General features: G+C 47.4%; 24 protein-coding genes. 15 read left to right on the top strand and 9 right to left on the bottom strand.

Features of this window, described 5'->3' with window-relative positions:
* Positions 1-21: 21 nt before the first annotated feature.
* Together RLO19_RS18725 and cphA are read left to right on the top strand one after the other, a co-directional pair.
* Entirely contained in the window at positions 22-873 is an 852-nt protein-coding gene (locus tag RLO19_RS18725) for a cyanophycinase (RefSeq protein WP_446358861.1), read from the top strand.
* Positions 874-1,241: 368 nt separating this feature from the next.
* Positions 1,242-3,923, top strand: coding sequence for a cyanophycin synthetase (gene cphA / locus RLO19_RS18720; RefSeq protein WP_446358832.1), 2,682 nt, complete (start codon positions 1,242-1,244; stop codon positions 3,921-3,923).
* A gap of 87 nt (positions 3,924-4,010) precedes the next feature.
* Here the strand turns inward: cphA and RLO19_RS18715 are convergent, their stop codons facing one another.
* Positions 4,011-4,211, bottom strand: a complete 201-nt coding sequence (locus tag RLO19_RS18715) for a hypothetical protein (protein WP_446358831.1) — start codon at positions 4,209-4,211, stop codon at positions 4,011-4,013.
* 173 nt (positions 4,212-4,384) lie between these two features.
* On the opposite strand from RLO19_RS18715, the gene argJ reads away from it, so the two are divergent.
* The 4 genes from argJ (at position 4,385) to RLO19_RS18695 (ending at position 7,568) form a co-directional block, all read left to right on the top strand.
* On the top strand, positions 4,385-5,626 hold the full coding sequence (argJ, locus tag RLO19_RS18710) for a bifunctional ornithine acetyltransferase/N-acetylglutamate synthase (RefSeq protein WP_446358829.1): 1,242 nt from the start codon (positions 4,385-4,387) through the stop codon (positions 5,624-5,626).
* Between the two features lie 205 nt (positions 5,627-5,831).
* Complete coding sequence (gene tnpA, locus RLO19_RS18705; RefSeq protein WP_446358827.1) at positions 5,832-6,245, top strand: IS200/IS605 family transposase; 414 nt, start codon at positions 5,832-5,834, stop codon at positions 6,243-6,245.
* Between the two features lie 369 nt (positions 6,246-6,614).
* Positions 6,615-7,148, top strand: coding sequence for an AAA family ATPase (locus RLO19_RS18700; RefSeq protein ID WP_446358825.1), 534 nt, complete (start codon positions 6,615-6,617; stop codon positions 7,146-7,148).
* Between the two features lie 51 nt (positions 7,149-7,199).
* Entirely contained in the window at positions 7,200-7,568 is a 369-nt protein-coding gene (locus RLO19_RS18695; RefSeq protein ID WP_446358823.1) for a hypothetical protein, read from the top strand.
* Between the two features lie 119 nt (positions 7,569-7,687).
* Here the strand turns inward: RLO19_RS18695 and RLO19_RS18690 are convergent, their stop codons facing one another.
* On the bottom strand, positions 7,688-8,311 hold the full coding sequence (locus tag RLO19_RS18690) for a class I SAM-dependent methyltransferase (protein WP_446358821.1): 624 nt from the start codon (positions 8,309-8,311) through the stop codon (positions 7,688-7,690).
* Positions 8,312-8,422: 111 nt separating this feature from the next.
* On the opposite strand from RLO19_RS18690, the gene hemH reads away from it, so the two are divergent.
* On the top strand, positions 8,423-9,586 hold the full coding sequence (gene hemH / locus RLO19_RS18685) for a ferrochelatase (RefSeq protein ID WP_446358819.1): 1,164 nt from the start codon (positions 8,423-8,425) through the stop codon (positions 9,584-9,586).
* 197 nt (positions 9,587-9,783) lie between these two features.
* On the opposite strand, the gene rpsU is transcribed toward hemH, so the two are convergent.
* Both rpsU and dusB read right to left on the bottom strand, forming a co-directional pair.
* On the bottom strand, positions 9,784-9,963 hold the full coding sequence (gene rpsU / locus RLO19_RS18680; protein ID WP_006098158.1) for a 30S ribosomal protein S21: 180 nt from the start codon (positions 9,961-9,963) through the stop codon (positions 9,784-9,786).
* Between the two features lie 404 nt (positions 9,964-10,367).
* Positions 10,368-11,372: a tRNA dihydrouridine synthase DusB gene (gene dusB, locus RLO19_RS18675; protein ID WP_446358817.1), complete on the bottom strand. Its 1,005-nt coding sequence runs from the start codon at positions 11,370-11,372 to the stop codon at positions 10,368-10,370.
* Between the two features lie 179 nt (positions 11,373-11,551).
* Between dusB and RLO19_RS18670 the strand changes: the two genes are divergently transcribed.
* Positions 11,552-11,851, top strand: coding sequence for a hypothetical protein (locus RLO19_RS18670; RefSeq protein ID WP_446358815.1), 300 nt, complete (start codon positions 11,552-11,554; stop codon positions 11,849-11,851).
* A 120-nt stretch (positions 11,852-11,971) separates the two neighbouring features.
* Here RLO19_RS18670 and dapF read toward each other — a convergent pair whose 3' ends face one another.
* Positions 11,972-12,811: a diaminopimelate epimerase gene (gene dapF / locus RLO19_RS18665; RefSeq protein WP_446358814.1), complete on the bottom strand. Its 840-nt coding sequence runs from the start codon at positions 12,809-12,811 to the stop codon at positions 11,972-11,974.
* Positions 12,812-12,838: 27 nt separating this feature from the next.
* On the opposite strand from dapF, the gene RLO19_RS18660 reads away from it, so the two are divergent.
* Positions 12,839-13,150, top strand: a complete 312-nt coding sequence (locus RLO19_RS18660) for an Hfq-related RNA-binding protein (RefSeq protein ID WP_446358813.1) — start codon at positions 12,839-12,841, stop codon at positions 13,148-13,150.
* Between the two features lie 6 nt (positions 13,151-13,156).
* Here RLO19_RS18660 and RLO19_RS18655 read toward each other — a convergent pair whose 3' ends face one another.
* Positions 13,157-15,463 (bottom strand): cation:proton antiporter domain-containing protein, encoded by a 2,307-nt coding sequence (locus tag RLO19_RS18655; protein ID WP_446358811.1) that lies wholly within the window; start codon positions 15,461-15,463, stop codon positions 13,157-13,159.
* 142 nt (positions 15,464-15,605) lie between these two features.
* On the opposite strand from RLO19_RS18655, the gene RLO19_RS18650 reads away from it, so the two are divergent.
* Together RLO19_RS18650 and RLO19_RS18645 are read left to right on the top strand one after the other, a co-directional pair.
* Complete coding sequence (locus RLO19_RS18650) at positions 15,606-16,586, top strand: M23 family metallopeptidase (protein WP_446358809.1); 981 nt, start codon at positions 15,606-15,608, stop codon at positions 16,584-16,586.
* 123 nt (positions 16,587-16,709) lie between these two features.
* Entirely contained in the window at positions 16,710-17,261 is a 552-nt protein-coding gene (locus RLO19_RS18645; RefSeq protein WP_446358807.1) for a late competence development ComFB family protein, read from the top strand.
* A 104-nt stretch (positions 17,262-17,365) separates the two neighbouring features.
* On the opposite strand, the gene RLO19_RS18640 is transcribed toward RLO19_RS18645, so the two are convergent.
* Positions 17,366-18,112 carry a L,D-transpeptidase gene (locus tag RLO19_RS18640; protein ID WP_446358805.1) on the bottom strand — a complete coding sequence of 249 codons (747 nt, stop codon included), beginning with the start codon at positions 18,110-18,112 and terminating at the stop codon, positions 17,366-17,368.
* Between the two features lie 318 nt (positions 18,113-18,430).
* Between RLO19_RS18640 and RLO19_RS18635 the strand changes: the two genes are divergently transcribed.
* Together RLO19_RS18635 and RLO19_RS18630 are read left to right on the top strand one after the other, a co-directional pair.
* Positions 18,431-19,087: a sigma-70 family RNA polymerase sigma factor gene (locus tag RLO19_RS18635; RefSeq protein WP_446336195.1), complete on the top strand. Its 657-nt coding sequence runs from the start codon at positions 18,431-18,433 to the stop codon at positions 19,085-19,087.
* A 408-nt stretch (positions 19,088-19,495) separates the two neighbouring features.
* Entirely contained in the window at positions 19,496-20,017 is a 522-nt protein-coding gene (locus RLO19_RS18630) for an anti-sigma factor family protein (RefSeq protein ID WP_446358803.1), read from the top strand.
* A 103-nt stretch (positions 20,018-20,120) separates the two neighbouring features.
* On the opposite strand, the gene RLO19_RS18625 is transcribed toward RLO19_RS18630, so the two are convergent.
* The gene (locus tag RLO19_RS18625) at positions 20,121-20,519 is read right to left on the bottom strand and encodes a gamma-glutamylcyclotransferase family protein (protein ID WP_446358801.1); all 399 of its coding nucleotides are present in this window, start codon (positions 20,517-20,519) and stop codon (positions 20,121-20,123) included.
* 404 nt (positions 20,520-20,923) lie between these two features.
* Between RLO19_RS18625 and RLO19_RS18620 the strand changes: the two genes are divergently transcribed.
* Entirely contained in the window at positions 20,924-21,718 is a 795-nt protein-coding gene (locus tag RLO19_RS18620) for an LmeA family phospholipid-binding protein (protein WP_446337705.1), read from the top strand.
* Positions 21,719-21,896: 178 nt separating this feature from the next.
* Positions 21,897-22,526, top strand: a complete 630-nt coding sequence (locus tag RLO19_RS18615; RefSeq protein ID WP_446358799.1) for a MotA/TolQ/ExbB proton channel family protein — start codon at positions 21,897-21,899, stop codon at positions 22,524-22,526.
* A 116-nt stretch (positions 22,527-22,642) separates the two neighbouring features.
* Here RLO19_RS18615 and RLO19_RS18610 read toward each other — a convergent pair whose 3' ends face one another.
* The gene (locus RLO19_RS18610) at positions 22,643-25,492 is read right to left on the bottom strand and encodes a phospholipid carrier-dependent glycosyltransferase (protein ID WP_446358797.1); all 2,850 of its coding nucleotides are present in this window, start codon (positions 25,490-25,492) and stop codon (positions 22,643-22,645) included.
* Positions 25,493-25,507: the final 15 nt, after the last annotated feature.

The raw sequence follows: 25,507 nt of genomic DNA, 5'->3' as shown, positions 1-25,507 counted from the left end.
CTTATGCTCGAACTCGACAGTATGCTGCAGTTAGACTCTCAATTCCAAGTGACGAAAATGCCTCAATCGACAAAAACCGCAATTATTGTTATTGGTGGTGCGGAAGACAAAGTTCATGGACGGGAGATCCTGCAAACCTTTTTTCGTCGATCGGGTTCAGGTGAGGCGAGAATTGCGATTATTCCATCCGCGTCGCGAGAACCAGCACTGATTGGCGAACGGTATCAGCGGATCTTTGAGGATATGGGGGCAAAGGAAATTAAAGTCCTTGATGTGCGCGATCGCGCTCAAGGTTCGGATGCTGAGCTACAAGAGTATGTGGAAACCTGTACTGGTGTATTCATGACCGGTGGGGATCAACTGCGCTTGTGCGGTTTGCTCTCGGATACCCCTTTAATGGAAAAAGTCCGTCAACGGGTACATTTAGGGGAGATTACCTTGGCGGGAACCAGTGCAGGTGCGGCTGTAATGGGTCATCACATGATCGCAGGCGGTGGGAGTGGTGAGTCCCCGAATCGCTCCTTAGTCGATATGGCAACGGGTTTAGGGATTATTCCTGAAGTGATCGTCGATCAGCATTTTCTGAATCGAAATCGCATCGCCCGCTTGATGAGTGCGATCGCCATGCACCCGGATCGCTTAGGGATTGGGATCGATGAAGATACTTGTATTATCTTCGAGCGAGATGGTTGGTTACAGGTCATGGGCAAAGGTACGGTGACGATTATTGATCCCACAGAACTGGCTCACACCAATCACGTGGATATTGACAGCACCGAACCCATTAGTCTGCATAACCTCCGGGTGCATATTTTTTGTCATGGCGATCGCTATCATGTCTATAAACGGGCATTAATGCCAGCCAATCCCTAAGACTCAATACCAACGGCTTCCAAGCAGGCTGAAATCGCCAATCGTCCCAGCAAAATGTTCATAATGAACAGTTTGATCCCTTTGAACAGTCGGAAACTAGATAAGATTTCCCATCCACTCAAAGCGGGTAAATCCCGTCTAGGCAAGAGTAAACGATTCCCCCCTACTACGTGGAGGACTTCTGAGAACCGCGAAAAATGTTGACGAGAAAATCTAAGTAGCGATACTTGGACGCCTACGCGGTAATAGGCGAGATTCAGCGTAGGAGAATGTCACGTAATGTTAAAGAAATTCCTAAAATAGATTTTGCACAGTTGCTAGTTTGTGTTTCCTTGCCGACGTTGTGAACCATCCCCGATTTCATCACTATGAGAATTCTAAAAATCCAGACGTTACGCGGTCCCAATTACTGGAGCATTCGACGCCACAAACTCATTGTCATGCGTCTTGATTTGGAGGAACTCATTGATAAACCCTCCAATGTACTTCCGGGATTCTACAAGGGACTGGTGCAGGTGCTACCTAGCCTGGAAGGGCATTTCTGTTCTCCAGGTGTTCGAGGTGGGTTCTTAAGTCGGGTCAGGGAAGGCACGATGATGGGGCATATCATCGAACATGTGGCGCTCGAACTTCAGGAATTAGCGGGAATGCGCGTCGGGTTTGGTCGGACGCGGGAAACCGGGACAGCCGGAATTTATCAAGTCGTCTTTGAGTACATTGATGAACAGGCCGGTCGCTATGCAGCCAGAGCAGCCGTGCGCTTGTGTCAAAGTATTATCGATACCGGAACCTATCCCCAAGGTGAGTTAGAGCAAGACATAAAAGACCTCACCGAACTCGCTCGCGATGCGGCATTAGGACCGAGTACAGAAGCCCTGGTCAAAGAAGCCGACGCCAGAGGCATCCCCTGGCTTCCCTTAAGTGCCAGAGCCATGATTCAGCTTGGCTACGGGGTGCATCAGAAGCGAATACAAGCCACCTTGAGTAATTACTCCGGAATTTTAGGGGTGGAATTAGCCTGTGATAAAGAAGGGACGAAGAAGATTTTGTTCGATGCGGGTGTTCCGGTTCCCCGAGGCACAACGGTGTGTTATTTAGACGAATTAGAGGGCGCGATAGAAGAGTTGGGGGGCTATCCGATTGTGATTAAACCCCTAGATGGTAATCATGGGCGTGGGATTACGATTGACATTCGCACCTGGGACGAAGCGGAAAAAGCCTATGACCGCGCCAAGGATATCTCCCGTGCGGTGATTGTCGAGCGCTATTATCCCGGCTTTGACCACCGCGTCTTGGTGATTAACGGGAAAGTTGAAGCCGTCGCCCAGCGGATTCCAGCACGGGTAATTGGGGATGGTAAGTCTACGGTTGAACAACTGATTGAACAGACGAACCGCGATCCCAATCGGGGAGATGGACATGATAACGTCCTGACGAAAATTGTCGTCGATCATACGAGTTTGAGTGTACTAGAACGTCAGGGTTACAGTTTAGATACAGTCCTCAAAGAAGATGAGGTTTGTTACTTACGGGCAACGGCTAATCTGAGTACGGGGGGTATTGCCATAGACCGCACCGACGATATCCACCCCGAAAACGTTTGGTTAGCTGAGCGTGTGGCTAAAATTATTGGTCTGGATATTGCCGGGATTGATATTGTTACGCCTGATATTGCCAAACCCCTACGGGACATTGACGGCGTGGTTGTGGAAGTGAATGCGGCACCGGGATTCCGAATGCATGTTTGTCCCTCTCAAGGCTTACCGCGCAATGTCGCCGCCCCGGTGATGGATATGCTGTTTCCGCCGGGACAACAGAGTCGCGTTCCCATTCTGGCGGTTACAGGGACGAATGGTAAAACCACAACCACTCGCTTGCTTGCCCATATCTATAAGCAAACAGGTCATGTTGTGGGGTATACCACCACGGATGGGATCTACATTGGCGATCATCTGGTGGAAAAAGGAGACACCACCGGACCCCAAAGCGCTCAAGTGATTCTCAAAGATCCGACGGTTGAGGTGGCGGTATTGGAAACAGCACGAGGCGGGATTCTGCGATCGGGTTTAGCCTTTGATGCTTGTGATGTGGGTGTTGTGTTAAATGTCTCGGCGGATCATCTGGGAATTGGCGATATCGATACCCTCGACCAGATGGGGAATCTCAAGAGTGTGGTGGCTGAATCCGTGAGTCCATCTGGCTATGCCATTCTAAATGCCGAAGATCCCCTGGTTACAGCGATGGCACAGCGCGTCAAAGGGCATGTGGCATTTTTCTCCATGAATCCCGACAATGAGGTGGTGCAAGCTCACACCAGGCAGGGGGGTTTGGCGGCTGTGTATGAAAATGGCTATCTGTCATTAATCCGAGGTGAATGGACGCTGCGGATTGAGAAGGCGGAAAATATGCCTGTAACGATGAGAGGAATGGCACCGTTTCAAATTGCTAATGCTTTAGCCGCTAGTCTCGCCGCCTTTGCTCAAGGTGTTCCTATTGAGGCAATTCGTGACGCTTTAACCACATTCCGGGCGTCTGTGGCTCAGACACCGGGACGGATGAATTTATTTAACCTGGGTGATTATCATGCCTTGGTGGATTATGCCCATAATGCCGCTAGTTATGAAGCTGTGGGCGGCTTTGTCCGCAATTGGTCTGGGGAACGGGTTGGCGTTGTCGGTGGACCTGGCGATCGCCGGGATGAGGATTTCATTAATTTAGGACGACTCTCAGCACAAATTTTTGATCGGATCATTATTAAAGAAGATGCGGATCGACGGGGACGTCCCAGTGGTGACGCGGCGGAGTTGATTTGTAAGGGAATTTTGGCGCAAAATCAGGATAGCAATTATGAAATTATTCTTGATGAAACCGAGGCGATTAACACGGCGTTAGACGGAGTGGCGTCCGGTGGTTTGGTGGTGATTTTCCCGGAAAAGGTGAGTGGTACGATTCGCTTGATTGAGGAACGACGCCCTCTCCCAGAGAATGGGTATCAATCCATGGGTGATTCTCAAGTGGATTTAGAGCCATCGGTGGCGAACCCGATTTAAGGGGGTTGGGCAAGGAAGAAACAGATGCGATCGCGGATTCCCCTTGCCCAACTTTTGCGATCGCCTCAGCACAAAAATACCCCAAGGTCAATCCCGTCTTAAATCTCCCCGATCATCACTGGGATCATTGAGCATTTGCGGTGCTACGGCTGGATTGTTTACAGTTTCCTGGGCGTCGCGATCGGCAATATAACCGGGTTTCGTGGTTAAATCCTTTGGGTCAACGGTTGGAGTTTGCTCTTGAGCCTTTTCCTGTTCCGGTGATGTGTTATTTGGGTCTGAACTCATTACCACTACAGCCTAATCGTTTCAACAGCTCCACCTTAACCTCCTCTCAAGGCTCAATCAAAGACTGTAGGACAGATTTACAGCACAAAAGGCGAAATTCATCGATTACTGACCCCCTGAGAGTTGATATAATCGCTACTCGAACTACTATTACGGGTTAAGGGGGAAGCATCATGTCAGATTGGCAGGAAATTACAGGTGGCGTCACAGCACCGAGAGGATATCGAGCATCTGGAATAGTGGCTGGACTTAAGCCTTCAGGGCTGCCGGATTTGGCATTGATTATGTCTGAGGTGGAGGCGATCGCAGCCGGAGTCTTTACTCTAAATCAGGTTTGTGCTGCACCAGTTACCTATTGTCGTCAGCGTTTACATTCAAAAGCCAGCGCTCGTGCTATTTTAGTGAATTCGGGTCAAGCAAATGCGGCAACAGGGGAAGCGGGATGGCAGGATGCTTTGGACTGTGCTGAAGCATTGGCACAAGCCCTGAAGATTTCTCCGGAGTCTATATTATTAGGCTCCACGGGTGTGATTGGAAAGCGCATTCCCATGGATACCCTTCTCGCCGGAATTCCCCAACTGGTGGAATCAGCATCAGAAGTGGGTTCCGATGCTGCCGCCCAAGCGATTATTACCACAGATTTGGTGACAAAATCCATTGCCTTGGAAACCACGATTGACGATCGCCCAGTACGGATTGGTGGAATTGCCAAGGGTTCAGGGATGATTCACCCGAATATGGCAACGCTGCTGGCATTTGTTACCTGTGATGCGGTGGTTTCTACACCTTTATGGCAAAAAATGTTAAGTCGGGCAGCGGATAAAAGCTTTAATCAAATTACCGTCGATGGGGATACCAGTACCAACGATACCCTGATTGCTTTGGCGAATGGTCAATCTCGCACCTCAGCGATTACGGAAATGGGACCTCATGCCCAAAAGTTAGAAGCGATGCTGACGGCGGTATGCCAACATTTAGCCAAGGCGATCGCACGGGATGGAGAAGGGGCGACGTGTTTGATGGAAGTACAAGTCACAGGCGCACCCAATGATCAAGCGGCGCGTCAAATTGCCCGGACAATTGCGGGTTCATCCCTGGTTAAATCTGCCATATTTGGTCGTGATCCGAATTGGGGGAGAATTGCAGGTGCGGCGGGGCGTGCGGGTGTCCCTTTTTCCCAGGAAGCGTTGCGGATTCAGATGGGGGATTTTGTGCTAATGGACAAGGGTCAACCCTTACCCTTTGACCGAGATGCAGCGAGTGCCTATTTGAAAAATGCCGCAAGTGGGGCGTATTTGAAAGAGGATACTGTTTTAATTTCGGTCAGTATTGGCAATGAGCCGGGTACGGGTAAAGCGTGGGGCTGTGATTTGAGTTATGACTATGTGAAGATTAATGCCGAGTATACGACGTGAGGGCGATGGTTCGGTTCAGATGATTCGGTTCAGGGGGCGATGATTCGGTTCAGATGGTTTGGTTCAGGGGGCGATTGAAATCGCTTCTACACAAACTTTCGTCCGCCTGCGCGGACTGGGTTATAACGGGGATACTTAATCCGGATGTGGTATCAAACCCACCGGATTTTACCCTTGAGCGAAGCAAAGGGCGGGTTCAAGAAATATGAGGTCTAATTTCACGCAGTTGTATCTGCATTGTGTTTGGGCAACCTGGGATAGATTGCCTTTGATTACGAGCGATATTCAAGAGGCAGTTTATGCAGCAATTATTGGGGAATGCCAACAGCTAAAATGTACAGTTATTGCCTTGGGCGGTATTGAAGATCATGTACATCTATTAATAAGTTTTCCCCCTACTCTAGCGGTTTCCGACTTAATCAAACAAGTTAAAGGAAGTTCTTCTCATTTAGTTACCCATGAAATCAAGCCGGGGGAATTCTTTAAATGGCAAGGCAGCTACGGCGCATTCAGTGTTAGCCATGATAATCTTGACCAGGTAGCTAACTACATCAGAAATCAGCCGATTCACCATCGACAGAAATCAATAATTTCTACTTGGGAGTTAATGGCTAACTGATTAATTAAATCATTCCTAGTGGTTATAAATTGCGTTTATAGGTAAAAACCTGATTCTATTAGTTTCCGATAAATTACAAGTTGTAAGTCCGCCTTCGCGGACTTTGTTTGTGTAGCTGCGAATTCCATTCGCCCAGCTTGTTTAATTAGGGCTTGCTGCACAAGTCCAAAACCCTTAGCCTATCAATGCTTTGAGTAGTATTGATATTGGCTCCTCTTCAAGGAAAAAGGGTAAAACCCTTTCATACCCTTGCACCGCTATCAAGAAAAATGTACCATTGCTCCCCCTGCTCCCCCTGCTCCCCCTGCTCTCCCTGCTTCCTACCCCCACCACAATACTTATTCAGCAGACCCTAATTATTTCTTGGTCATGTTTCACAGTCAACGCATCTCCATTATCGGCACATCAGGTTGCGGCAAAACTACCCTAGCCCGCCAACTCTGCCAACGTCTTGCCATTCCCCATATTGAACTTGACGCCCTTCACTGGGAAGCAAATTGGACAGAAGTCCCGACTAATATATTCCGCCAACGGGTTGAACAATCTCTTAAGTGCGATCGCTGGATTGTTGATGGCAACTATAGCCAAGTGCGCGATATTATCTGGAGTCGCGCCGATACAGTCATTTGGCTTGACTACAGCCTATTAGTAATTATGACACGATTACTGCGGCGAACATGGCGGCGAGTTGTCCAGCAAGAAGAACTTTGGAATGGCAATCGCGAAACTTGGACACTCACATTCAGCCGGGACTCTATTCTCCTATGGGCGCTGCAAACCTATCGCAAACGACGCCAAGAGTATCCTATTTTATTGAATCAATCAGCTTATGCCCATCTCAATCTTGTCCATCTCAAATTCCCCAGGGAAACATATACTTGGTTGTCGAATTTGGCAAGATAGAAAGTGGGATAAGCTTATTCGCGATCGCTCTACCACTACCCCAAAATAATCATGCTTAAAAAAGTTGGTATAATCTGCCTAGCATTCCTTGTGGGAATTCTTATCTTTCCCCCTTTAACTTCCGCCCAATCCACCGCCGCTTTAGCCTCACGCCTCTCTCGCCTAGAAACCGAGAATTTCCAGTTGCGATCGCAAATCAACCGCATCGAGTCTCAGCTTGCTACCTTAACTCGGCAAGTTCCCAGCCCAAATCGTAGTCCCAACCCACCAGCGCCAGCACCATCAGTCCCTCCCAGAACCCCGCCGCGAGTCTTATCATCTGATCCAATGTTTGACCGACTAGCCACCCTAGTCATCGAACTCAAGGAACGGATTCAAGACTTAGAAGCCCAAGTCGCTGAACTCCAGGAAAAATTATAATTGATCGGGGCGGGTTTAGTTATATTGGGGTCAGGTCAGGGCGGGTTTTGCACAAACGTTATTATCCATAGCCAAACGAAAGTCCCTAAACCCGCCCCTACAAACCATGCTTTTCATGCTCACTTTTTTGCCTGAATCACCTGTAAACTTCCCCCCGCATGCAGACGCTGTTCACAGGATGTAAACCCTGTCTGCTTCAGCAATCCCACCAAATCCGTCTCCAATAACTGCCAAGCCGTTTCCGTTTCAAATAACCACAGAAACAGGGCGACTCCCGGTATAAATAAAACATTAGTCGGCTTGTGGAAATCCACCAACGTAAACACACCACCCGGTTTGAGCACCCGATACACTTCCTTGAGAATTTGCTGCAACACTGACGGCGGCATCTCATGTAGTGCTACACTGGTATGCACCAAATCAAACTGATTCTCGCCAAACGGCATATCCTCGGCAAAGGCTTCTACATACTTGGCTTGAGGTACATTCTTTTCGGCACGTTGCAGTGATAAGGGTGAAACATCTAGTCCCGTGACATTCTGGGAATACTCCACCAGAAAGCGGGTAGCCTGACCCCCGCCACAGCACAGGTCCAACACTTGCGTTTCTGAATCAATTGTTAAACCTTGCAAAGGCAGATGGTGGAATCGCCGTTCTCCACCCACGCTTGTGGCGGCTAATCGAGAAATGGTGTCATACAGCCACTGATACTTATAGCTTAACGGTCTTAATACGGTTGCCATGGTTCTGCTAGGATCAAGATTCTAGATTTTTTCCGGAAAACTCAGACCATTACCAGCATATATTGTTAAAATCAGTAACAAATATGAAATATTTGGAATGCCGTGATCGCTATGGGTCGTGTTGGGGTATTATTACTTAACTTAGGTGGACCGGATAATTTAGAGGATGTCCGCCCCTTTCTGTTTAATCTATTTGCCGATCCCGAAATTATTCGCCTGCCCTTTTCCTGGCTGCAAAAGCCCCTGGCTTGGTTAATCTCGACAATGCGGGCAAAGAAGTCGCAAGAGAATTACCGCCAAATTGGTGGGGGTTCCCCTCTGCGGCACATCACTGAAGCCCAAGCCCAAGCTTTACAGGAGAAGTTAAAGCAGCAGGGGCAAGAGGCGAATATCTATGTAGGTATGCGTTACTGGCATCCCTTCACCCAAGAAGCGCTAGCCTATGCCAAACGCGATGGCATTGAACAATTAGTTATTTTACCCCTATACCCGCAATTTTCCATCAGTACCAGTGGTTCCAGTTTCCGGCTTCTGGAACAACTTTGGCAGAATGATGCTAAACTCAACCAAATTGAATACACGGTTATTCCCTCCTGGTATCAAGAACCGGGCTACCTGCAAGCCATGGCGGACTTAATTGATGTGGAACTGCAACGGTTTGATGATCCTGACGCCGTTCATATTTTCTTCAGCGCCCATGGTGTTCCGAGTAGCTATGTCACAGAAGCTGGAGACCCCTACCAGCAAGAGATTGAGCATTGCACAGCCCTAATTATGCAGACACTCAACCGTCCCAACTCTCATACCCTGGCGTATCAAAGCCGGGTTGGACCTGTGGAATGGCTGCAACCCTATACTGAAGACGCATTACAAGAGTTAGGGAATCAAGGGGTCAAAAACTTGCTCGTTGTCCCGATTAGCTTTGTCTCTGAACATATTGAAACCCTCCAAGAAATTGATATTGAGTATCGGGAAATCGCAGAAGAAGCCGGGATTCACAACTTCCAGCGGGTGCCAGCCCTCAATACCCATCCCGTTTTTATTGAATCCCTCGCCACCTTAGTCGTAGACGCTTTAAACGCGCCGCCACGAACATTTGCTGAAGTTGTACGTCCCAGCAAAAAAGTTAAAATGTATCCTCAAGAACGTTGGGAATGGGGTATGACAACGGCGGCTGAAGTGTGGAATGGTCGTTTGGCGATGATTGGCTTTCTGGCTTTAGTTTTGGAGTTAATTAGTGGTCAAGGACCTCTCCATTTTGTTGGCTTATTATAAAACAAGGGAGCAGGGAACAGAAAAAAAGAAGCTGAAGAAAGCGCCAAAAACCGCTAAGCTAACTCAGCAAATAGCGGAATCCCTACCCAAGTGTGCTAGCCGAGTAGGGATGAGGTTAATTTTATGGTTTTTGCGACTAGACAAAGCGACACCCCTATGGGGATGTCTATTTGCATGAAAAGAAATTGAGAAATCTCTTAGCGGACTCTCCGCTTACGCCGTCTAGCCACCGCTTTGCGCTTTTTCTTTTCAATCGGCGTCTCAAAGTGACGCAAGCGCTTCATATCTGCAAAAATTCCTGCTTTGGACACTTGCCGCTTAAATCGGCGCAGCGCTGACTCAATTCCTTCATTTTCGCCTACAACCACTTGGGTCATATTATATCCTCCTTCTAGCGTACAGTAACTAATGGATGATGATCATCATCCAATTCAATCTCTAACAAAATTAGCCTATTGAAACCATCAGCGATGCTCATCACTATGTAACTTCGCTGAGGCGACACTTGCTCGACCAGTGAGTAATTCCAAGGTAACTTGGACGGCTTCACTCATGAAATTAGCACAAACACTTTAACCGTCTTGACAATTATTGGCTGCGATTGACTAACCCTGACACATAAGCATCAACCTAGTCATTTTAGAGGCGACTGGCATCGCTGGACGCAGTTATTTGAATACTTTAACGACTGCTCCCATAGTAACGATTAGTTCATAAGGAAACAAACCTGTCTCCTTATCCGGTGAGACAGGACTGACCTGGGCTTGCCATCATCCCTAGATTACAACTTCGCGATCGCACTGTCAATCAACGTCACCCCCTGTTCCACAGTATCAATGCGACTAAGCTGATCTCGCAAGTCGCTGGCTCCCACAAAACCCTTAGTATACCACGCTAAATGTTTTCTAGCTTGCTGAATGCCGCGATCGCCTTTATACTCCCATAAAGCCTGTAAGTGTTGCTTAGCACAGGTTAGCCGTTCCGCCGTCGTCGGTGGAGTTAGTCGTTTCCCCGTTTTCAGAAAATGGTCAATTTCTCCCACCAAAAACGGATACCCCAACGTTCCTCGCGAACACATCACCCCATCCGCCCCCGTCTGCTCCAAACATTTCACGGCTGACTCTACCGATAAAATATCTCCATTAGCAATAACCGGAATAGACAGAACCTGCTTAACCTTACCAATCCACTCCCACTTCGCCTCACCCTTATACCCTTGGGCGCGGGTACGGGCGTGTAAGGTTAGCATTTGCGCCCCCGCATCCTCCATCCGCTTGGCAAAATCGAGGATATTAATTTCATCATCACTCCAGCCAATCCGTGTTTTCACCGTAACCGGGATAGATACCGCCTCCACCACCGCCCGTACAATCGCCACCGCCGTTTCTGGTTCTCGCAGTAAAGATGAACCCCCTCCCTTTTTGGTAATTTTATTCACCGGACATCCCATATTAATATCCACCGTATCCGCACCTTCGGCTACGGCTCTCTGGGCGGCTTCTCCCAGGAAATCGGGGCGACAGTCAAATAACTGAATACTAATCGGCTTTTCATTCGGATCAACATCCATTATTTTAGATAAACCCTTGACATGATGCAATCCTGCTGCATGTACCATTTCCGTATACATCATCGACTCCGGCGCATAGCGGCGCACTAGGCGACGGAATACCAAATCCGTGACACCAGAGAGAGGGGATTGGAGAACGCGACTTTTTACTTCAAACGAACCAATTTTCAGAGGGGTGGCGAGTCGCTGGTGTAATTGAGGGCAAAGAACACTCATGTTTGCTGAATAATAGTCGTTCCCGGTGACTGGTCATTAGGGGACTAAGGATTAAGTCTAAAATAGATTAAAATCAATCTATGTTGAGTATACTCCTACTTTCCGGCTAATGGATATTTAGAGAATAACTGAATAGTGAAGCGTATTTTTTTGATCAGGAAGGCGCAAAATGTCGTCAAATGCCAAAAAGCGAAAGAAAAAAAATTGCTAGCTTTAATACCACAGAAGCCTTCAAGCAGTTAAGCCTCACTGAATTATTACTCTGGAATATTGAGTATAAACCCATTGCACCTAGTCCTTTTTTTCAGGAACGATGGGCTAGATTACAATGTTTTGACCTGCAAAAGTATGAGGAATCAAAATTTAAATTTTGTGTAGGGGCGGGTTTGACTATTACCGTTTCTTACCTCACAAAAGATGTAACTAAACCCGCCCAGACTGAGTGTAGTTGGAAATCTAGTGCAAGAAGGCAGAAATAACGCCAACAGCTAACATCTCCCCCAGCTCCCAGACGTGCCATGGCACGTCTCTACATGCTCCCTCATCGTATCTACGAAGCGGCTCAAGTATTTCCATGCCCGCCGCAATAGCGCCAGCAATCACGCCATCGTACCCGTAAACACTCGCTGCGCGGGTCCTCTCATGTAAATGCGTTGATCAACTTCGGACCATTCAATATCCAAACACCCCCCAGGAAGTTCCACTGTGCAGGCGCGATCGCACTTTCCAGTCAATACCCCAGCAACCACCGCCGCACAAGCCCCCGTACCACAAGCCAAGGTAGCTCCAGCCCCCCGTTCCCATACGCGCATCTTGATATAATCTGGGCGCACAATTTGAATAAATTCGGTATTTGTCCGTTTCGGAAACGCTGAATGATGCTCGAACTTCGGACCAATACTTTCCAAAGGAATAGCCGTCACGTCTTCCACAAACGTAATACAGTGAGGATTGCCCATGCTCACACAAGTGACCTGCCAAACCTTCCCCCCGACGTCTAAGGGAACATCAATCACCTTTTGATCAGCTTGAGCCAAGGTTGTCGGGATTTGAGATGCCAAAAGCTGAGGCATACCCATATTCACCCTAACTTTGCCATTCCCTTCCAGTTTTGGCGTAATCACCCCAGCTAAAGTATGAATCCGGTACTCCGTTGAACCCGTGACTCCCTGTAAATCGGCTAAAAACTGAGCTAAACAACGAATCCCATTGCCACACATTTCCGGTTCTGAGCCATCCGCGTTGAAAATCCGCATACTATAGTCAGTACCCTCAAGTCCTGGTAGGGCAAAAATCACACCATCAGCACCGATGCCAAAGTTGCGATCGCACCACTGCACGGCTTGCTCTGAAGTGATTAGCGGATCTGGCTTTGACCGATTATCAATCAGAATGAAGTCATTCCCTAAACCGTGGTACTTTGTAAATTCGATTGCCATTATCGTCTCCAGCTTAACCATCTAATTATGAGTGAATTGTCCACCAATCTACCTAGTGTTCGTCAAGTTCAAAGCTTGATTCGAGACGCCCAAGAGGTTGAACTCAAACTCATGACGAATGAAGTCTTCATGGGCAGACTGCGCTGGCAAGATCAATCCTGCATCTGTCTTATGGATGAACAGGAGCAGCCGATTATTATCTGGCAACATGCGATCGCCTATATCAAGCCTAAGGGAGGCGGTGGCGTAAATCGATCCCTCCAAGTACGCCAAGAGTCTGCCGTAGCGAGTTCCCAAACGGCAGAGGGTGCTGAAAATCCCTTTGAATTTGCCGAATAGTCAGAATCAGCTAACATCATGAATTTGTTGATGAACCGGGACATCAGCGACACTACTATCAGGGAGTGGCGTTAACCAGTCCTGTAATTGATTTAGCGGATAACTTCCGCCACACAATAATAGGTGATCTTGCTCTTGGATTTCGGCATTCCCATCGGGAAAAGGGATAAACCTCCCTTCTCGGCGGATTGCTTGCACCTGAATCCCATATTGACGCCGCCAATGGAGTTGGGACAGGGTTTTGCCATGGGCGGGGCTTTCTGGAGGTATCAACACCCACTGACAGGGACTGCTGGTGGCAGGATTTGTCATTTCTCCCTTTGCCAATTTCTTAAACGCAGACAGTTCATCGGGTTCACCCACCGCCAAAAGGCGATCGCCTTCCTCCAAACTCACCCCAGAATCGGGATAATCGATTTCCTCACCTTCAACCCGACGAATCGCCACCAAGCTAACCCCAGTCAAACGGCGAATATCGGCTTGTTCTAACGTCATACCCGTCAGCGGAGAATCCTCTGGCAAGTCATACCACTTACTATTCATCATCTCAGCCGCTGCCCGCAAATCTCGGGCAATTTGAGACTGAGGTTGTTCCGGGCGCAAATCCAGATAATGGGAACTGCGAATTTTTTCCATTTCCTGCTGAATTACCCAATTGGGTACACCAATTCCTGACATCAAATGCGTTGCTAACTCCAAAGACGCCTCAAACTCTGGTTGCACCACCTCTCGCGCCCCCAGTTGGTACAAAAGTTCGATATCCCGATCCTTATTCGCTCGTACTACGATATCTAAATTCGGGTTTAATTCTAGCGATCGCTTTAAACATAACCGACTACTCATGGCATCAGACAAAACAATCACCATGGATTTTGCCCGTTCTACCCCAGCTTTATCCAAAACATGTAAACTAGCCGCATTGCCGTAAACATAAGGAATTCCCGCGTCTCGTAATTGCCCAATCACCTGCTCTGACTGCTCAACCACCAAAATCGGATAATTATGTTCCTGCATCAGTCGCACTAAATTGCTACCGCTGCGCCCATACCCACAAATCACCACATGGTCTTTTAGCTGTTGGCTATTCACGGATACGTCTTTGGGAGCATCCATTGGTTCAAAATACCGTTTTAAGGGCGGGAAATTTTCTAACCAGTTCAATGCTAAGGGTGTTAATCGTAACAGAAACGGTGTCACAATTAACGTCACCGCCGTTGTTCCTAAAATTAAAAGATACACCGAGCGAGAAACCAGTCCCAAGGTTTGCCCTTCACTAGCTAACACAAAGGAAAATTCCCCAATTTGAGCTAACCCTAGACCTGCCAGAATTGCCGTTTTTAAGGGATAGCCAAATAGTTTAACGATTGGTGTTATAATTAAAGACTTACCCACCGAAACCAGCAAGACCAATCCCAAAATTAATTCCAGGTTATTCCACAGGAAAATAGGATCAATTAGCATCCCAATCGCCGCAAAAAATAGGGCAGCAAAGACATCCCGCAGAGGTTCGACATAAGTTAGGGTTTGATCGGCATATTCCACCTCGGAAATCATTAACCCCGCGACAAACGCCCCCATTTCAATCGAAAGTCCCAACTCTTCCGTCAACAGGGCAATTCCCATACATAAACCCACAACTCCGAGTAAAAATAACTCTCGGCTTTCGGTACGGGCAAGGAATCGTAATAACGGAGGAATCAACCATATCCCCACAGCAATGGCACCGGCTGCAAATAGACCAATTTTTAATAGGGCAAGTCCCACGGCTATGCCAACCACTTCACTGGGTTGGTCTAAAGCCGGGAGTACCGCCAACATTAACCCCAATGCCAAGTCTTGCACCACCAAAATACCTAGCATCACTTGCCCGTGGGGGGTTTCGGTTTCGTTGCGTTCCATCAAGCATTTGAGAACCACCGCCGTGGACGACAACGACAAAATTCCTCCCAAAAACACACCTTGGGCGGGAGACGTGACCCAACCCATACCCAGAGAGACTAATGTGGTGACTAAGATAGTCAGGACGATCTGGAGTCCACCACCACCTAAGGCAATCTTTTGCACTTTTTTCAGTTCCGCCAGGGAAAACTCCACCCCTAGGGCAAAGAGCAAAAATGCCACACCAAACTGAGCCAGGGTTTCAATTTGGATGACCTCTTTAATCAGACCCAAACCCGCAGGACCGACAATCATCCCCCCGACGATATAGCCCAAGAGTGGGGGTTGACGGCATGAGGATGCCAAGAGTCCGCCAGCCGCTGCTGACGCCAGAACAGATACGAAGTCGATAATCAGTCGGAAGTCTTCTTGCACTGGTGCGTTATAAAAATTAAAGTGCTATATCCTTCTAGGATACAAATTTTCTTAAGATTTCCAACATTTTGTTAACTCTGGCAACATTCTGTGTTAAAAAACATGCTCTAGGACTAATGTAGTTAATCATTTGTAGATTCTGATGAGCGCCCTTTCAAAACACTCTGAAGACATTGAAAAAGCCAGACTCAACACCCAGAGTTCAGGAATTCCCAGTCAACCGCCTCTAGTCACTCCACGAGATTTCCTTACCTTACCATGGGGAATCAAAGGACGGTGGACTACAGCGCTAACTGTAGGTATAGCAACAGTTTTGGTGATCAAGAGTCAAGCTGCGATCGCGCTGCAAGTGCGAGTAACCCCAGAAAGTCCACAGTTAGGGGATACGCTGTCTGTGATGATTGACACTCAAACCACGACTCAACCGCCAATGGTGTCCATCGGGCAAAAAACCTATCCCACCTTTCCTGTCGCCGCTAATCGCTATCGCGCCTTACTCCCAACCAGTCCTCTGGATAAACCTGGAAGTCTGCAAGTTCAGGTGACTGGGGATGGTGAGGTGAGGAACCTGGCTGTATCCCTGAGAAATCGTTCCTTTCCTACCCAACGCATCCGACTATCAGGTAGCGCCAACCGATCCGCCACCGAACTAGAACTCAATCGGGTGGCTGAGTTTAAAACATTGGTGACGCCCCAAAAGTTCTGGAATGGACCTTTGCTTAAACCTAACGCGGGTCGAGTGTCTACGGTGTTTGGCGTGCGTCGTTATTATAATGGAGTATTCGCTGAGGACTATTATCATAGAGGTGTTGACTACGCCGCCGGGACAGGTTCGCCTGTCGTTGCACCCGCAGCCGGACGAGTGGCGTTAGTGGGACGAGAATCCGAGGGGTTTCAGGTGCATGGCAATACAGTAGGAATTGACCATGGTCAAGGAGTATTGAGTATTATGCTGCACCTCAATCAGATCGACGTTCAACAAGGAGATTTTGTCCAAGCTGGTCAAAGAATTGGTACAGTGGGATCAACAGGGGCTTCTACCGGACCGCATTTGCACTGGGGACTGTATGTTCATGGCATTGCCGTAGATCCAGTTCCCTGGAGATTTGAAGGTATCGAATAAAACAGTGTTTAAGTTTTCTTGAAATTTTTGGGCATCTTATGCACTTATAGGTTTTGTTTAAGGTAAACTCTGGTAAGTCTCCCTTTGATTCGGGCTACTAATGGGCAACACAATCCAACTACCATGAGTATTGAAAAAATCGTAGAACAAGCTCTGCAAGATGGTTACTTAACCCCAGTCATGGAAACTGAGGTTGGACGTATTTGTGATACAGCATCAGAGCTTTCGATCGAAGAATATATGGCGTTGGATCGCCTGATGGGAGCGCTGTTGACGGGTGAAGTTGTCGCCGTTCCTCGCAAGCAGTTTATTAACGTGATGGAGGAGTTGGTACTCACCGAAGCGATCGCGCAAGTGGCGGAAATTGAAGCAACCACTGACCAAGTGCTGGATGTGGGTGATATCGCCGCCTATGCTCTGAATCGACTCCCCCCTCTGTATGCTACGACAGAAGAAGGGGCAAAATACCAACGTCAACGAGCCAAAGAAGAACTTCAAGAGTTGATTACTCAGCAAGTTAATACCGCGATCACACAAAATCTGCATCGACCTGATTTTGGCTCTGAACGCCAAGCGATTCGTAGAAGTAGCGGCAAAGATTTGTTCCAGCAGGTGAGTTCCTTACTCCAAGATTACGCCCCCAACTTTGAACCCAAATCTGATCTCAAAAGTTAATAGAGACGCAGGGAAGCAATGTTCCAGACGTAGCAGGCTACGTCTCTTAGCAGGGGGAGGATGTCAATCCGTTCCCTAACGAATGACCAATGACCAATGACGAATCATTTCCGCACCAAGACAGGTGTTCCGACTTGAATTTGTTCGTACAATGCCTGAATATCAGTATTTCGCATCCGTAAGCAGCCGTGAGAAATTGGCTTACCCACGAGATCTTCATCATTAGTGCCATGAAAGCCAATCTGATGCTGTTCGTCAGACCAAAATCCAATCCAGCGATCGCCTAAGGGATTATCCGGTCCTGTCGGGATTAAATCACCAGTGATGGGTTGTCGCCAGATGGGATTACGCTGCTTGCGGAGAACCTTGAAGCTACCTTTCGGTGTTTCCCAACCCGGTTGACCCACAGCAACCGGATAGCTAGCGAGTTCTTGCTCCCCCCAGTAACTATACACCTTGGCATCACTCAAATCCACCACTAAGCGTACATTCAGAGCGGCTATTGCCTGGTTCAGATGGGGAGTCAGGGGTAATGCTTGTGCGATCGCGTTTCCCTCAGAAGAACCTGGATGAGGTAGAATTAATCCGGCTAAGGGAACAGGCGCATCTACTCCCCATCCCCAATCAAGCGTCATTCGCTTTCTCATCCATTCACCGTACTTCCCTGATAGCTGGGGCGAATCTAAGTCGCTCTCATCCTCTCCATCCAGAAATGTCCTCTGAACCGATTGGGCAATCTCAGAGGGGAGTGGTATCGATTGACTTTGTTGCCACGCCACTGACAATAATAATCCTGCTGCTCCAAAGCAAAGCAGCATCAAGCTAGTTTTGAGTGAGAAGGTTCCGCCCATAATTACTTAGGAGGGTATCACACCGGGACAAGTCTAACCTATCAAAACCACTTTAAACTTGACAGGAAAAACCGCAAAACCCTTTTTTCCGGATAGGATGTCTTTCCTCTAGAAGAATGATGATAGGCTTTTCCAGATGCCACAGTAGGACTTGACGGGAAACACTACCCGTTTGGAGGATGTACTTGGTAGGTTTGAATAGAGATAATTAAAAGTTAGTTTATTCACCCCAACCAAGCCTTTGCTAATCTGAGCGGGAACTCTACGTGAAGTCAGGCGTCTGTGGAGAGTAAGGATGTTCTAGCACCCATTCCATCCATGAGCCAATCGATTTCTCTATCCTGGTCACCGGTTGAGGTCACACCCAATAATGTGACGGTGCAACCTGACAAACTCTCGAACTACGATTTAATTTTGCGCTGTCAGGACGGTATTACTCCTGACCGGGCTGCTTTTGCTGAACTGCTGCGCCGATATCAGTCCCATGTGGAGAAGATTTTATACCATCTTGCTCCAGATTGGCAGGACAGACCCGACTTGGCGCAAGAAGTTTGGATTAGAGTTTACCGGAATATTAAGCGCCTCAATGAACCCGTCAAATTTAAGGGCTGGTTGAGCCGGATCGCGACCAATCTTTTCTATGATGAGCTGCGTAAACGCAAACGGGTAGCTCCGCCATTGTCACTGGATGCACCGCGTCAGATGAATGATGGTGAGATGGATTGGGAAATTGCTGCTGATGGGCCAAGTCCGGAAGACAATATGGCAACGCGGGAATTTTACGCCCAGCTACGAGAAGCTATCAAAGACTTACCTGAAGCATTCCGCACGACTATTGTCTTGCGAGAAATTGAAGGGATGGCTTATGAAGAAATTGCCGAAATTACAGGCGTATCCCTGGGAACCGTCAAGTCGCGTATCGCTCGTGCCCGCTCAAGACTACAATCTCAACTGCAACCCTATCTAGAGGCTTAATTGTCTCGAGATTATAATGGGGAAACTGTTCCCCTAAACCTTGGTTCATTCTATGATGGGATATATAACATCTTGGGTAAAGTAGTCCCAAATGCTTGCTCCCAATCCCATGAAGGGTGTACTAGTTAACCCCAGTCTTGCGTTACACTGGCTAAGGTCAACTTTTAACTACTATTTGTCACGCTGCAAAAGCTGGCAAGTTATCGGTAAAAGCCAAACCTGACAACCCGATCAACTTTAAAAGTGGGGTGCTTGCATCTCCTCACTATAAAATGCCTCTAAGCGTAATTGCAAGATTACGACAAAGGAAGCCCACACCCTCTCTCGGCTAGAGTCAGTGTGGGAGGATGCTACAGACTATAACGGTACCCTAATTGAGCGCTTGTGAAGACTCGGTGGTGATCTAAAATGAACTCTAATTTTGATGCTCATAACGGTTCAGGGCAAGAAACTGCCAGAGAAATGGATAGTCTACAGCGCGATCGCTTTGAACTCATCAGCGCCTATATTGATGGTGAGGTCACAGCAGCTGAGCGCTATCAAGTGCAAGAGTGGCTGGCAAGGGATGCCAATAGCCAGCACTTGTATGCTCGACTGATGAAGCTACGCCAAGGGTTGCACCAGCTTCCCGTACCGGCAAATCAGGTAACCGCTCAAGAGACGGTGAATCAGGTGTTTACCCGCATTGATCGCCGCCGGATGCGGAACACGATGGTTTGGGGTGGTGCTGCGATCGCGGCAATGTTTGTCAGTGCCTTTTCCGGAATTCTCCCTGGGAGTCAGTTTATGCCACGGTTGGCTCAAACTCCTCTAACAGAAGAGGCGGCGGAGCCTCTGATGATTGCTGTCAACCGTCCAGTTATCCAAATCCCCAAGGCGACAAGTGCATCGGCGGAAAATTTTATTGATCCTGCTATACTCAACCCTTGATTTGGTTAGGTAGCCTGAAATTCCTGTCGCTGGCTGTGAAAACACAAAAGCATCTCCCCCTTATGCCCCATTTTCTGACGATGGGGTATTCATAATTCATCATTCAAGTGCGACTCCACCAACCGCAAGAAATAAGTGTACCCCCTAAACGCTGCACTCGCTCAGGTTGCATGAGGTAAATCCAAGCCGGTCCTAAAGATTGGTTAGCCAGATCATAAATAGTCACTTGTTGTCGATAATATTCATTGTCCTCTGGGAATCGGTGCGGATTGTAGTCTTCTAGCTTATCCAAGACGGTTAAAATATTTGGCTCAGTGAACGTCAGCAAAAAGCCCCGCACCGGACTCTTTCCAGGGATCATCGCCGGATAGCCGAGGGGCAAATCGAACAGTTGACCCAACGCGATCGCAGGTTGGGCGGCTAACACTTTTCCCTCACAGTAGCGCAGATAATTGACTTCCCCAGGTTTGAGAGTTCCGTAGACAAACACCCGGATTGACATGCTCCCCTCCTAATACTTTGACTGTCCTAGACTACGGTTTAAAAATAATTGATAAGATTTCATTATTGCCTTAATCAGAACAAAGTTACGACGGATGATTGAATCTATAGCCGTCGCCTGTACAATAACAGGAGTGACTCAAGTTTCAGGGGTAATGTCTGAATAATATTTCCTGTTTTGTCGAAAGTTGCCCACTGCATCAGGTGTAATCAATCCTGCACCTTTGCCAAAACTAATCATTAACTTCAGAAATTTTATTCCTATCGCTAGACCCCAAGTCAACCCTGGGTCTATGCTAGTCGCAAATTCGGGATATTCATCAATATTCCCACCGTGAGATTGCTGAAGGCTTCACATTTTGTTACAAATGTAAAGAGACAACTCGCGTGGATAACAGGACTACTATGCTCGGTGGCTTTGCCGGTTTAACCAACCCGTCTGGTACAGATTGGGGCGAACGGATGCTCAATACCGTCGCCAGCAATACGATTCGCCACCTCTTTACTCGCAGTGAGTCTGTCGAGGTTTCGGTGCGCTGCAATCCCTCCAGTAAACTGTTACAGGGTAGCATTGACAGTTTTAAGATGCATGGGCGAGGCTTGGTGATCCGTAGAGAGTTTCGGACTGAGGAGATGTCCTTTGAAACAGACGCTGTGTCCTTGGACTTCAGTTCTGTGCTCAAGGGTCAGATTCACCTGAAGCAACCTACCCAAGCGATCGCCCAAGTCGTGTTAACAGAACCCGATATCAACCAGTCGTTTAAAGCCGAACTGGTGAGAAAGCGCTTAGAAAATATTTCCATTCCCGAATTAGAGGATCTCACTGGGGGTCAGCAAATTTCCTTCACTGACGTGCAACTCAAGCTGCTTCCCAATAACCGGATTCAGCTTTTTGCCAAAGTAAACCTTCCCGATCAGGAATTAGTGCCGATTAGCATGACCTCAACTCTGGCTGTAGAAAAGCGGCGGCGGATTCTCTTCAAAGACTCTAAATTTGAACCGGATACTATTCCAGAGGAATTGCGAGGCAAATCTGAAGCCTTGACCGATGCCCTGGATAAGATTTTGAACAATATGGTGGATCTGGATCGCTTCAATCTTGATGGCGTTACTATGCGAATCAATCGCCTAGAAACTCAGGGACAACAGCTAATATTCAGTGGTTATGCCCAAATTGATCGCATCCCCAATACTCCGTAGCCGTTACATCCCCTCCTGAATGGGTAGAGACGTGCCATGGCACGTATGGGTGTCAGGGGGCGGGTTTAGTCACATCAGGGCACAAAAGAAACGACAATTGTGAAACCCTCCCCTACTTACTTCAAAACTTTTCACCCTTTTCCATGACAATGGGTAATGCAGATACTTGAGCAACTGCATGTCCTTGAACGCCTTCTTTTCCTTGGGTGGGGTAGTCATGTTGCCCCTGTTAGCGCTTTCTATCTTAGCGATCGCGCTAATTTTAGAGCGGCTAAATTTTTGGTGGCGAGTCACCCAGCGCCAGAATCGCCTGATGCGAGAGGTGCTGCACCTGTACCAACAAAATCCTCCAGAAGCCTTTCTCAAACTAGAACAAAATAGTGATCTGCCAATCGCACGAATTTTTCTAGCGGCGTTGGAACTCAAAAGTCCCACTCCAGAGAAATTTCGACTCGCCCTCGAAAGTGCCCTGCAAGGAGAGTTACCGATTCTCAAGCGGTTCAACACGGCATTTGAGACCATCATTAGTGTCTCACCTCTGCTCGGACTTTTAGGCACTATATTAGGATTAATTGACGCCTTTGCCGCCCTACAGATTGGCGATATTGGCGGTCAAACCACCGTGGGTGTGACAGGTGGGATCAGTGAAGCCTTAATTTCTACCGTCGCTGGGTTGAGTGTCGCGATCGCTACCCTAATATTTGCCAACACCTTTCGTGGATTATATCGGCGTCAACTCACCTTGATTCAGGAGTATGGGGGGAAGCTGGAATTGATTTATCTCGGTTATTATGAGCGAATTAAATAAAGGAGATGGGGAAATTGTGTAGGGGTGGGTTTCACTACTATCTTTTCGGTTACACCCAGATGTAACTAAACCCGCCCCGACTAAATAACAAATGACCAATGACAAATGACCAATAACTAATTTCTCAATTTTTCAATAAAATACCAAGTTTTGACTAAATTTCCTTGCATTAGGGCAGCAACACCAGAAAGGGCTTGAACTTCTGGCATATTTGGATTAAGACTTAAGGCAGGCTTGAGCGCATTCTGGGCATCTTGACCCCGCCATTCATACAAATAAACGAAAGCAAGATAAGCATGAGCATAAGGATTTTGTGAATCAAGCTGAACGACTCGTTGTAATGCCGCGATCGCACCCTGAGAATCTACCTGCAAAACCTTAGATAAAGCTAGAGCATAAGCCAAATCTAGCCGTTGCGGTTCCAACTTTAACCGATGAGTTAACGCCAAATCTGCCTGCACGAGATAGTCCTGAATCGGGTCATACTGATTAATCCGCCCCGTTTGTTCAAAGATAGCCTCCAGGGAATCAGAACCCTTTGGCAAAGTAGCGGCTAATGTCCGAAATTGGGTAATTAAATCTAATTCCGGTGCAGGTGTTGTAGACGCTTCTGGGTCAATCTTTATCCTAACCGTTGGTACGGATATCGGATAGGTTTCCCCCGTCTCTCGATTCAAATAAGTAGCTTTTAAGGTATACATCCCTGCGGGCATATCTGCTGGAGGTAACATCGCCATTCGTTCAATAACATGGTATTTTGGTGGTGGATTGGTAACTCTTGATAGCTGACGGTTGTTTGTTGATTTAGGAAACAAGTTTCCCATGGCAATACCATGATCATGTAACCATTGATATTGAGATTTTCCTTCCAGTGAATGCCAAGTTAATAAAACAATTCCCGATTGTAACGGTTGCCAATTCCCTGTCCATTCATAGGTAACAGGTGTGGGAAAACCAGGAGGGGTTGTTTCTGGCACAATCACCCGATTTAATTGAATTTTAGATTTTGACCGTTTGACATTTGTCTGGGCGAAGCATTCGCGCTGGGACTTTTGTAGGACACCGACACATTTGGGCGCGAATGCTTCTCCCCTACGAATACGAATGTATGACCCTTCATGTCCTTCAAGGGTATGCTTCTGACCCTTCGCTTCTCTCAAGGACATGCTTTTGAATAAGGGCTGATTTTGTTGTTTATTTATTGGTAAATATCTGAATATTGGGTCTAAATTCGCTCTAACAATTGACTGTTTACTGTTAATTCTTTCTACCTTTAAAAATGGCTGATGTCGATGATAAAGCTTTAAAATGCTACCATCAAGTAAATCCCAAGACTTGTGAAGTTTGAACTCTCCCCCTTGTTCAACAGTCTCCACCATAGCCGCTTGCGCTTCAGGAACAGAACCTTGATCACCTGTTTTTGTCACAAACCAAGACAGCGATCGCGCATCCTGTTCAACCTGTTTTTCCCGTACTCCCACCTGACGCCCATACACCTGAAAATCCCGCAACGCCCCATAATAATTTAAATTGTGCTGATTAATTTCAGGAGTTGAAGGCAATACCCCTAACGTTGTCTGTAAATTAGGAGATACTTGGATAATTTCATCAATCACCTGAGCCAGAGGAACAGGTTTTCCCAAATAAGGAAAATGTTGAACACGCGGCGCAAGAAAGTGGGTTAAAAAAGCGCCGCCCAAAGGAAACAAATTCAGCACCATTAACACAGACGCCAATCCCACCGTCCCCCAGCGAACCTGTTGTCCAAAACCACCTTGCCATACAACCAAACCCGATGCTAAAACTAACGAAAATACAGGTAACAACGGCAAAATATACCGAGCATCCTTATTCACATTCAGAGAACACAACAGATAACCCCCCACCAAAAACACAGCCAGCCAACCGAAAGAGCAACCTAACCCACCCAACCCATATCTTTCCTGAAACCCTCTGCGCCCCTCTGCGTTAACCTCTGCGCCCCTCTGCGTTGAAAAAACATCCTCCGTACCCAACATTCTATCTTTATTACGCCAATAAAGAATCAAACCAACAATCGGCACAAGCAACAAAACCCACGACACCAAAAAAGGTAAAATCCTCCCATAATAAAGCCAAGCATCCAGAGTATTCAAAGCCGGATCACCCTCTGCGATCGCAGAATCTAACGTAGCTCGTTTCCCAGAAGTTAAAATAAGTAGCCAGTTAGTGCGATACCAGAAACCAAATACCAACACAGACACCAACAATCCAGCGATTAACTGAGCCAAGCGCCCCCAGTTTCGCCGTCGAATAGTCCCCACGATAACCCAGATAATTGGTATAAATAGAAAAAACAGCGCTGTTTGCTTAACCATTAGCGCTAATCCTAGAGACAAACCAAAGAATATTACCCAGAATAGGGATTGGTAATTGGGTTGCGGTTTAGCAATTACAGGTTTTAAACTTTGAGCTCGCCAAACCGTGAGACAAAAGAAACTAAGTGTAACAACAGCAGTCAGTGGATAATCGAGAAGAAATTCTAAACGATATCGATAGAGTCCCGGTAAAAGCACCGTTAATCCAGCCGCCCATAATCCAACCCGACGATTGAAAAGTTGGACACCCAAGCCATAAACCGAACCAATAAGAATAGCATGAAAAAGTAACAGAACCAGCGTAGCTTGATCCGTTCCCCGACCAAAAATATGTTGAATAATAGCCGTCGCGATATAAGTAAAAGGTGGTATTTTAGAGGAAAGTTGCCATAAATTCGTCCACCATTCCCCAGAAAACCACTCAGGATGCTGCAACGCTTGCCAATAATTTAACGAACCTGTCAAGTAATCCGCCTGATCCCAACCAGGGACAGAATTATCAAGCGCAAACCACAGGCGATCGCACAAAGCGCTGGCTAGCCAAATTAGTCCCAGAATACCTAGATATTTGCGGTTCCCCGTTTTCCATTGATGTAATTGGTATTTCATAATTCATTGTTGATC

Origin of the sequence: Coleofasciculus sp. G2-EDA-02, assembly GCF_040226375.1 — a bacterium.
Lineage (GTDB): Bacteria > Cyanobacteriota > Cyanobacteriia > Cyanobacteriales > Coleofasciculaceae > Coleofasciculus.
Note: the sequence above shows the minus strand (reverse complement) of the source record. Positions and strands in the feature narration are given on the sequence as shown.

Bases quoted from the DNA above. Each gene is read 5' to 3' on its own strand.
- RLO19_RS18725 (WP_446358861.1), top strand. From the start codon at position 22: ATGCTGCAGTTAGACTCTCAATTCCAAGTGACGAAAATGCCTCAATCG.
- cphA (WP_446358832.1), top strand. From the start codon at position 1,242: ATGAGAATTCTAAAAATCCAGACGTTACGCGGTCCCAATTACTGGAGC.
- RLO19_RS18715 (WP_446358831.1), bottom strand. From the start codon at position 4,211: ATGAGTTCAGACCCAAATAACACATCACCGGAACAGGAAAAGGCTCAA.
- argJ (WP_446358829.1), top strand. From the start codon at position 4,385: ATGTCAGATTGGCAGGAAATTACAGGTGGCGTCACAGCACCGAGAGGA.
- tnpA (WP_446358827.1), top strand. From the start codon at position 5,832: ATGAGGTCTAATTTCACGCAGTTGTATCTGCATTGTGTTTGGGCAACC.
- RLO19_RS18700 (WP_446358825.1), top strand. From the start codon at position 6,615: ATGTTTCACAGTCAACGCATCTCCATTATCGGCACATCAGGTTGCGGC.
- RLO19_RS18695 (WP_446358823.1), top strand. From the start codon at position 7,200: ATGCTTAAAAAAGTTGGTATAATCTGCCTAGCATTCCTTGTGGGAATT.
- RLO19_RS18690 (WP_446358821.1), bottom strand. From the start codon at position 8,311: ATGGCAACCGTATTAAGACCGTTAAGCTATAAGTATCAGTGGCTGTAT.
- hemH (WP_446358819.1), top strand. From the start codon at position 8,423: ATGGGTCGTGTTGGGGTATTATTACTTAACTTAGGTGGACCGGATAAT.
- rpsU (WP_006098158.1), bottom strand. From the start codon at position 9,963: ATGACCCAAGTGGTTGTAGGCGAAAATGAAGGAATTGAGTCAGCGCTG.
- dusB (WP_446358817.1), bottom strand. From the start codon at position 11,372: ATGAGTGTTCTTTGCCCTCAATTACACCAGCGACTCGCCACCCCTCTG.
- RLO19_RS18670 (WP_446358815.1), top strand. From the start codon at position 11,552: ATGCCAAAAAGCGAAAGAAAAAAAATTGCTAGCTTTAATACCACAGAA.
- dapF (WP_446358814.1), bottom strand. From the start codon at position 12,811: ATGGCAATCGAATTTACAAAGTACCACGGTTTAGGGAATGACTTCATT.
- RLO19_RS18660 (WP_446358813.1), top strand. From the start codon at position 12,839: ATGAGTGAATTGTCCACCAATCTACCTAGTGTTCGTCAAGTTCAAAGC.
- RLO19_RS18650 (WP_446358809.1), top strand. From the start codon at position 15,606: ATGAGCGCCCTTTCAAAACACTCTGAAGACATTGAAAAAGCCAGACTC.
- RLO19_RS18645 (WP_446358807.1), top strand. From the start codon at position 16,710: ATGAGTATTGAAAAAATCGTAGAACAAGCTCTGCAAGATGGTTACTTA.
- RLO19_RS18640 (WP_446358805.1), bottom strand. From the start codon at position 18,112: ATGGGCGGAACCTTCTCACTCAAAACTAGCTTGATGCTGCTTTGCTTT.
- RLO19_RS18635 (WP_446336195.1), top strand. From the start codon at position 18,431: ATGAGCCAATCGATTTCTCTATCCTGGTCACCGGTTGAGGTCACACCC.
- RLO19_RS18630 (WP_446358803.1), top strand. From the start codon at position 19,496: ATGAACTCTAATTTTGATGCTCATAACGGTTCAGGGCAAGAAACTGCC.
- RLO19_RS18625 (WP_446358801.1), bottom strand. From the start codon at position 20,519: ATGTCAATCCGGGTGTTTGTCTACGGAACTCTCAAACCTGGGGAAGTC.
- RLO19_RS18620 (WP_446337705.1), top strand. From the start codon at position 20,924: ATGCTCGGTGGCTTTGCCGGTTTAACCAACCCGTCTGGTACAGATTGG.
- RLO19_RS18615 (WP_446358799.1), top strand. From the start codon at position 21,897: ATGTCCTTGAACGCCTTCTTTTCCTTGGGTGGGGTAGTCATGTTGCCC.
- RLO19_RS18610 (WP_446358797.1), bottom strand. From the start codon at position 25,492: ATGAAATACCAATTACATCAATGGAAAACGGGGAACCGCAAATATCTA.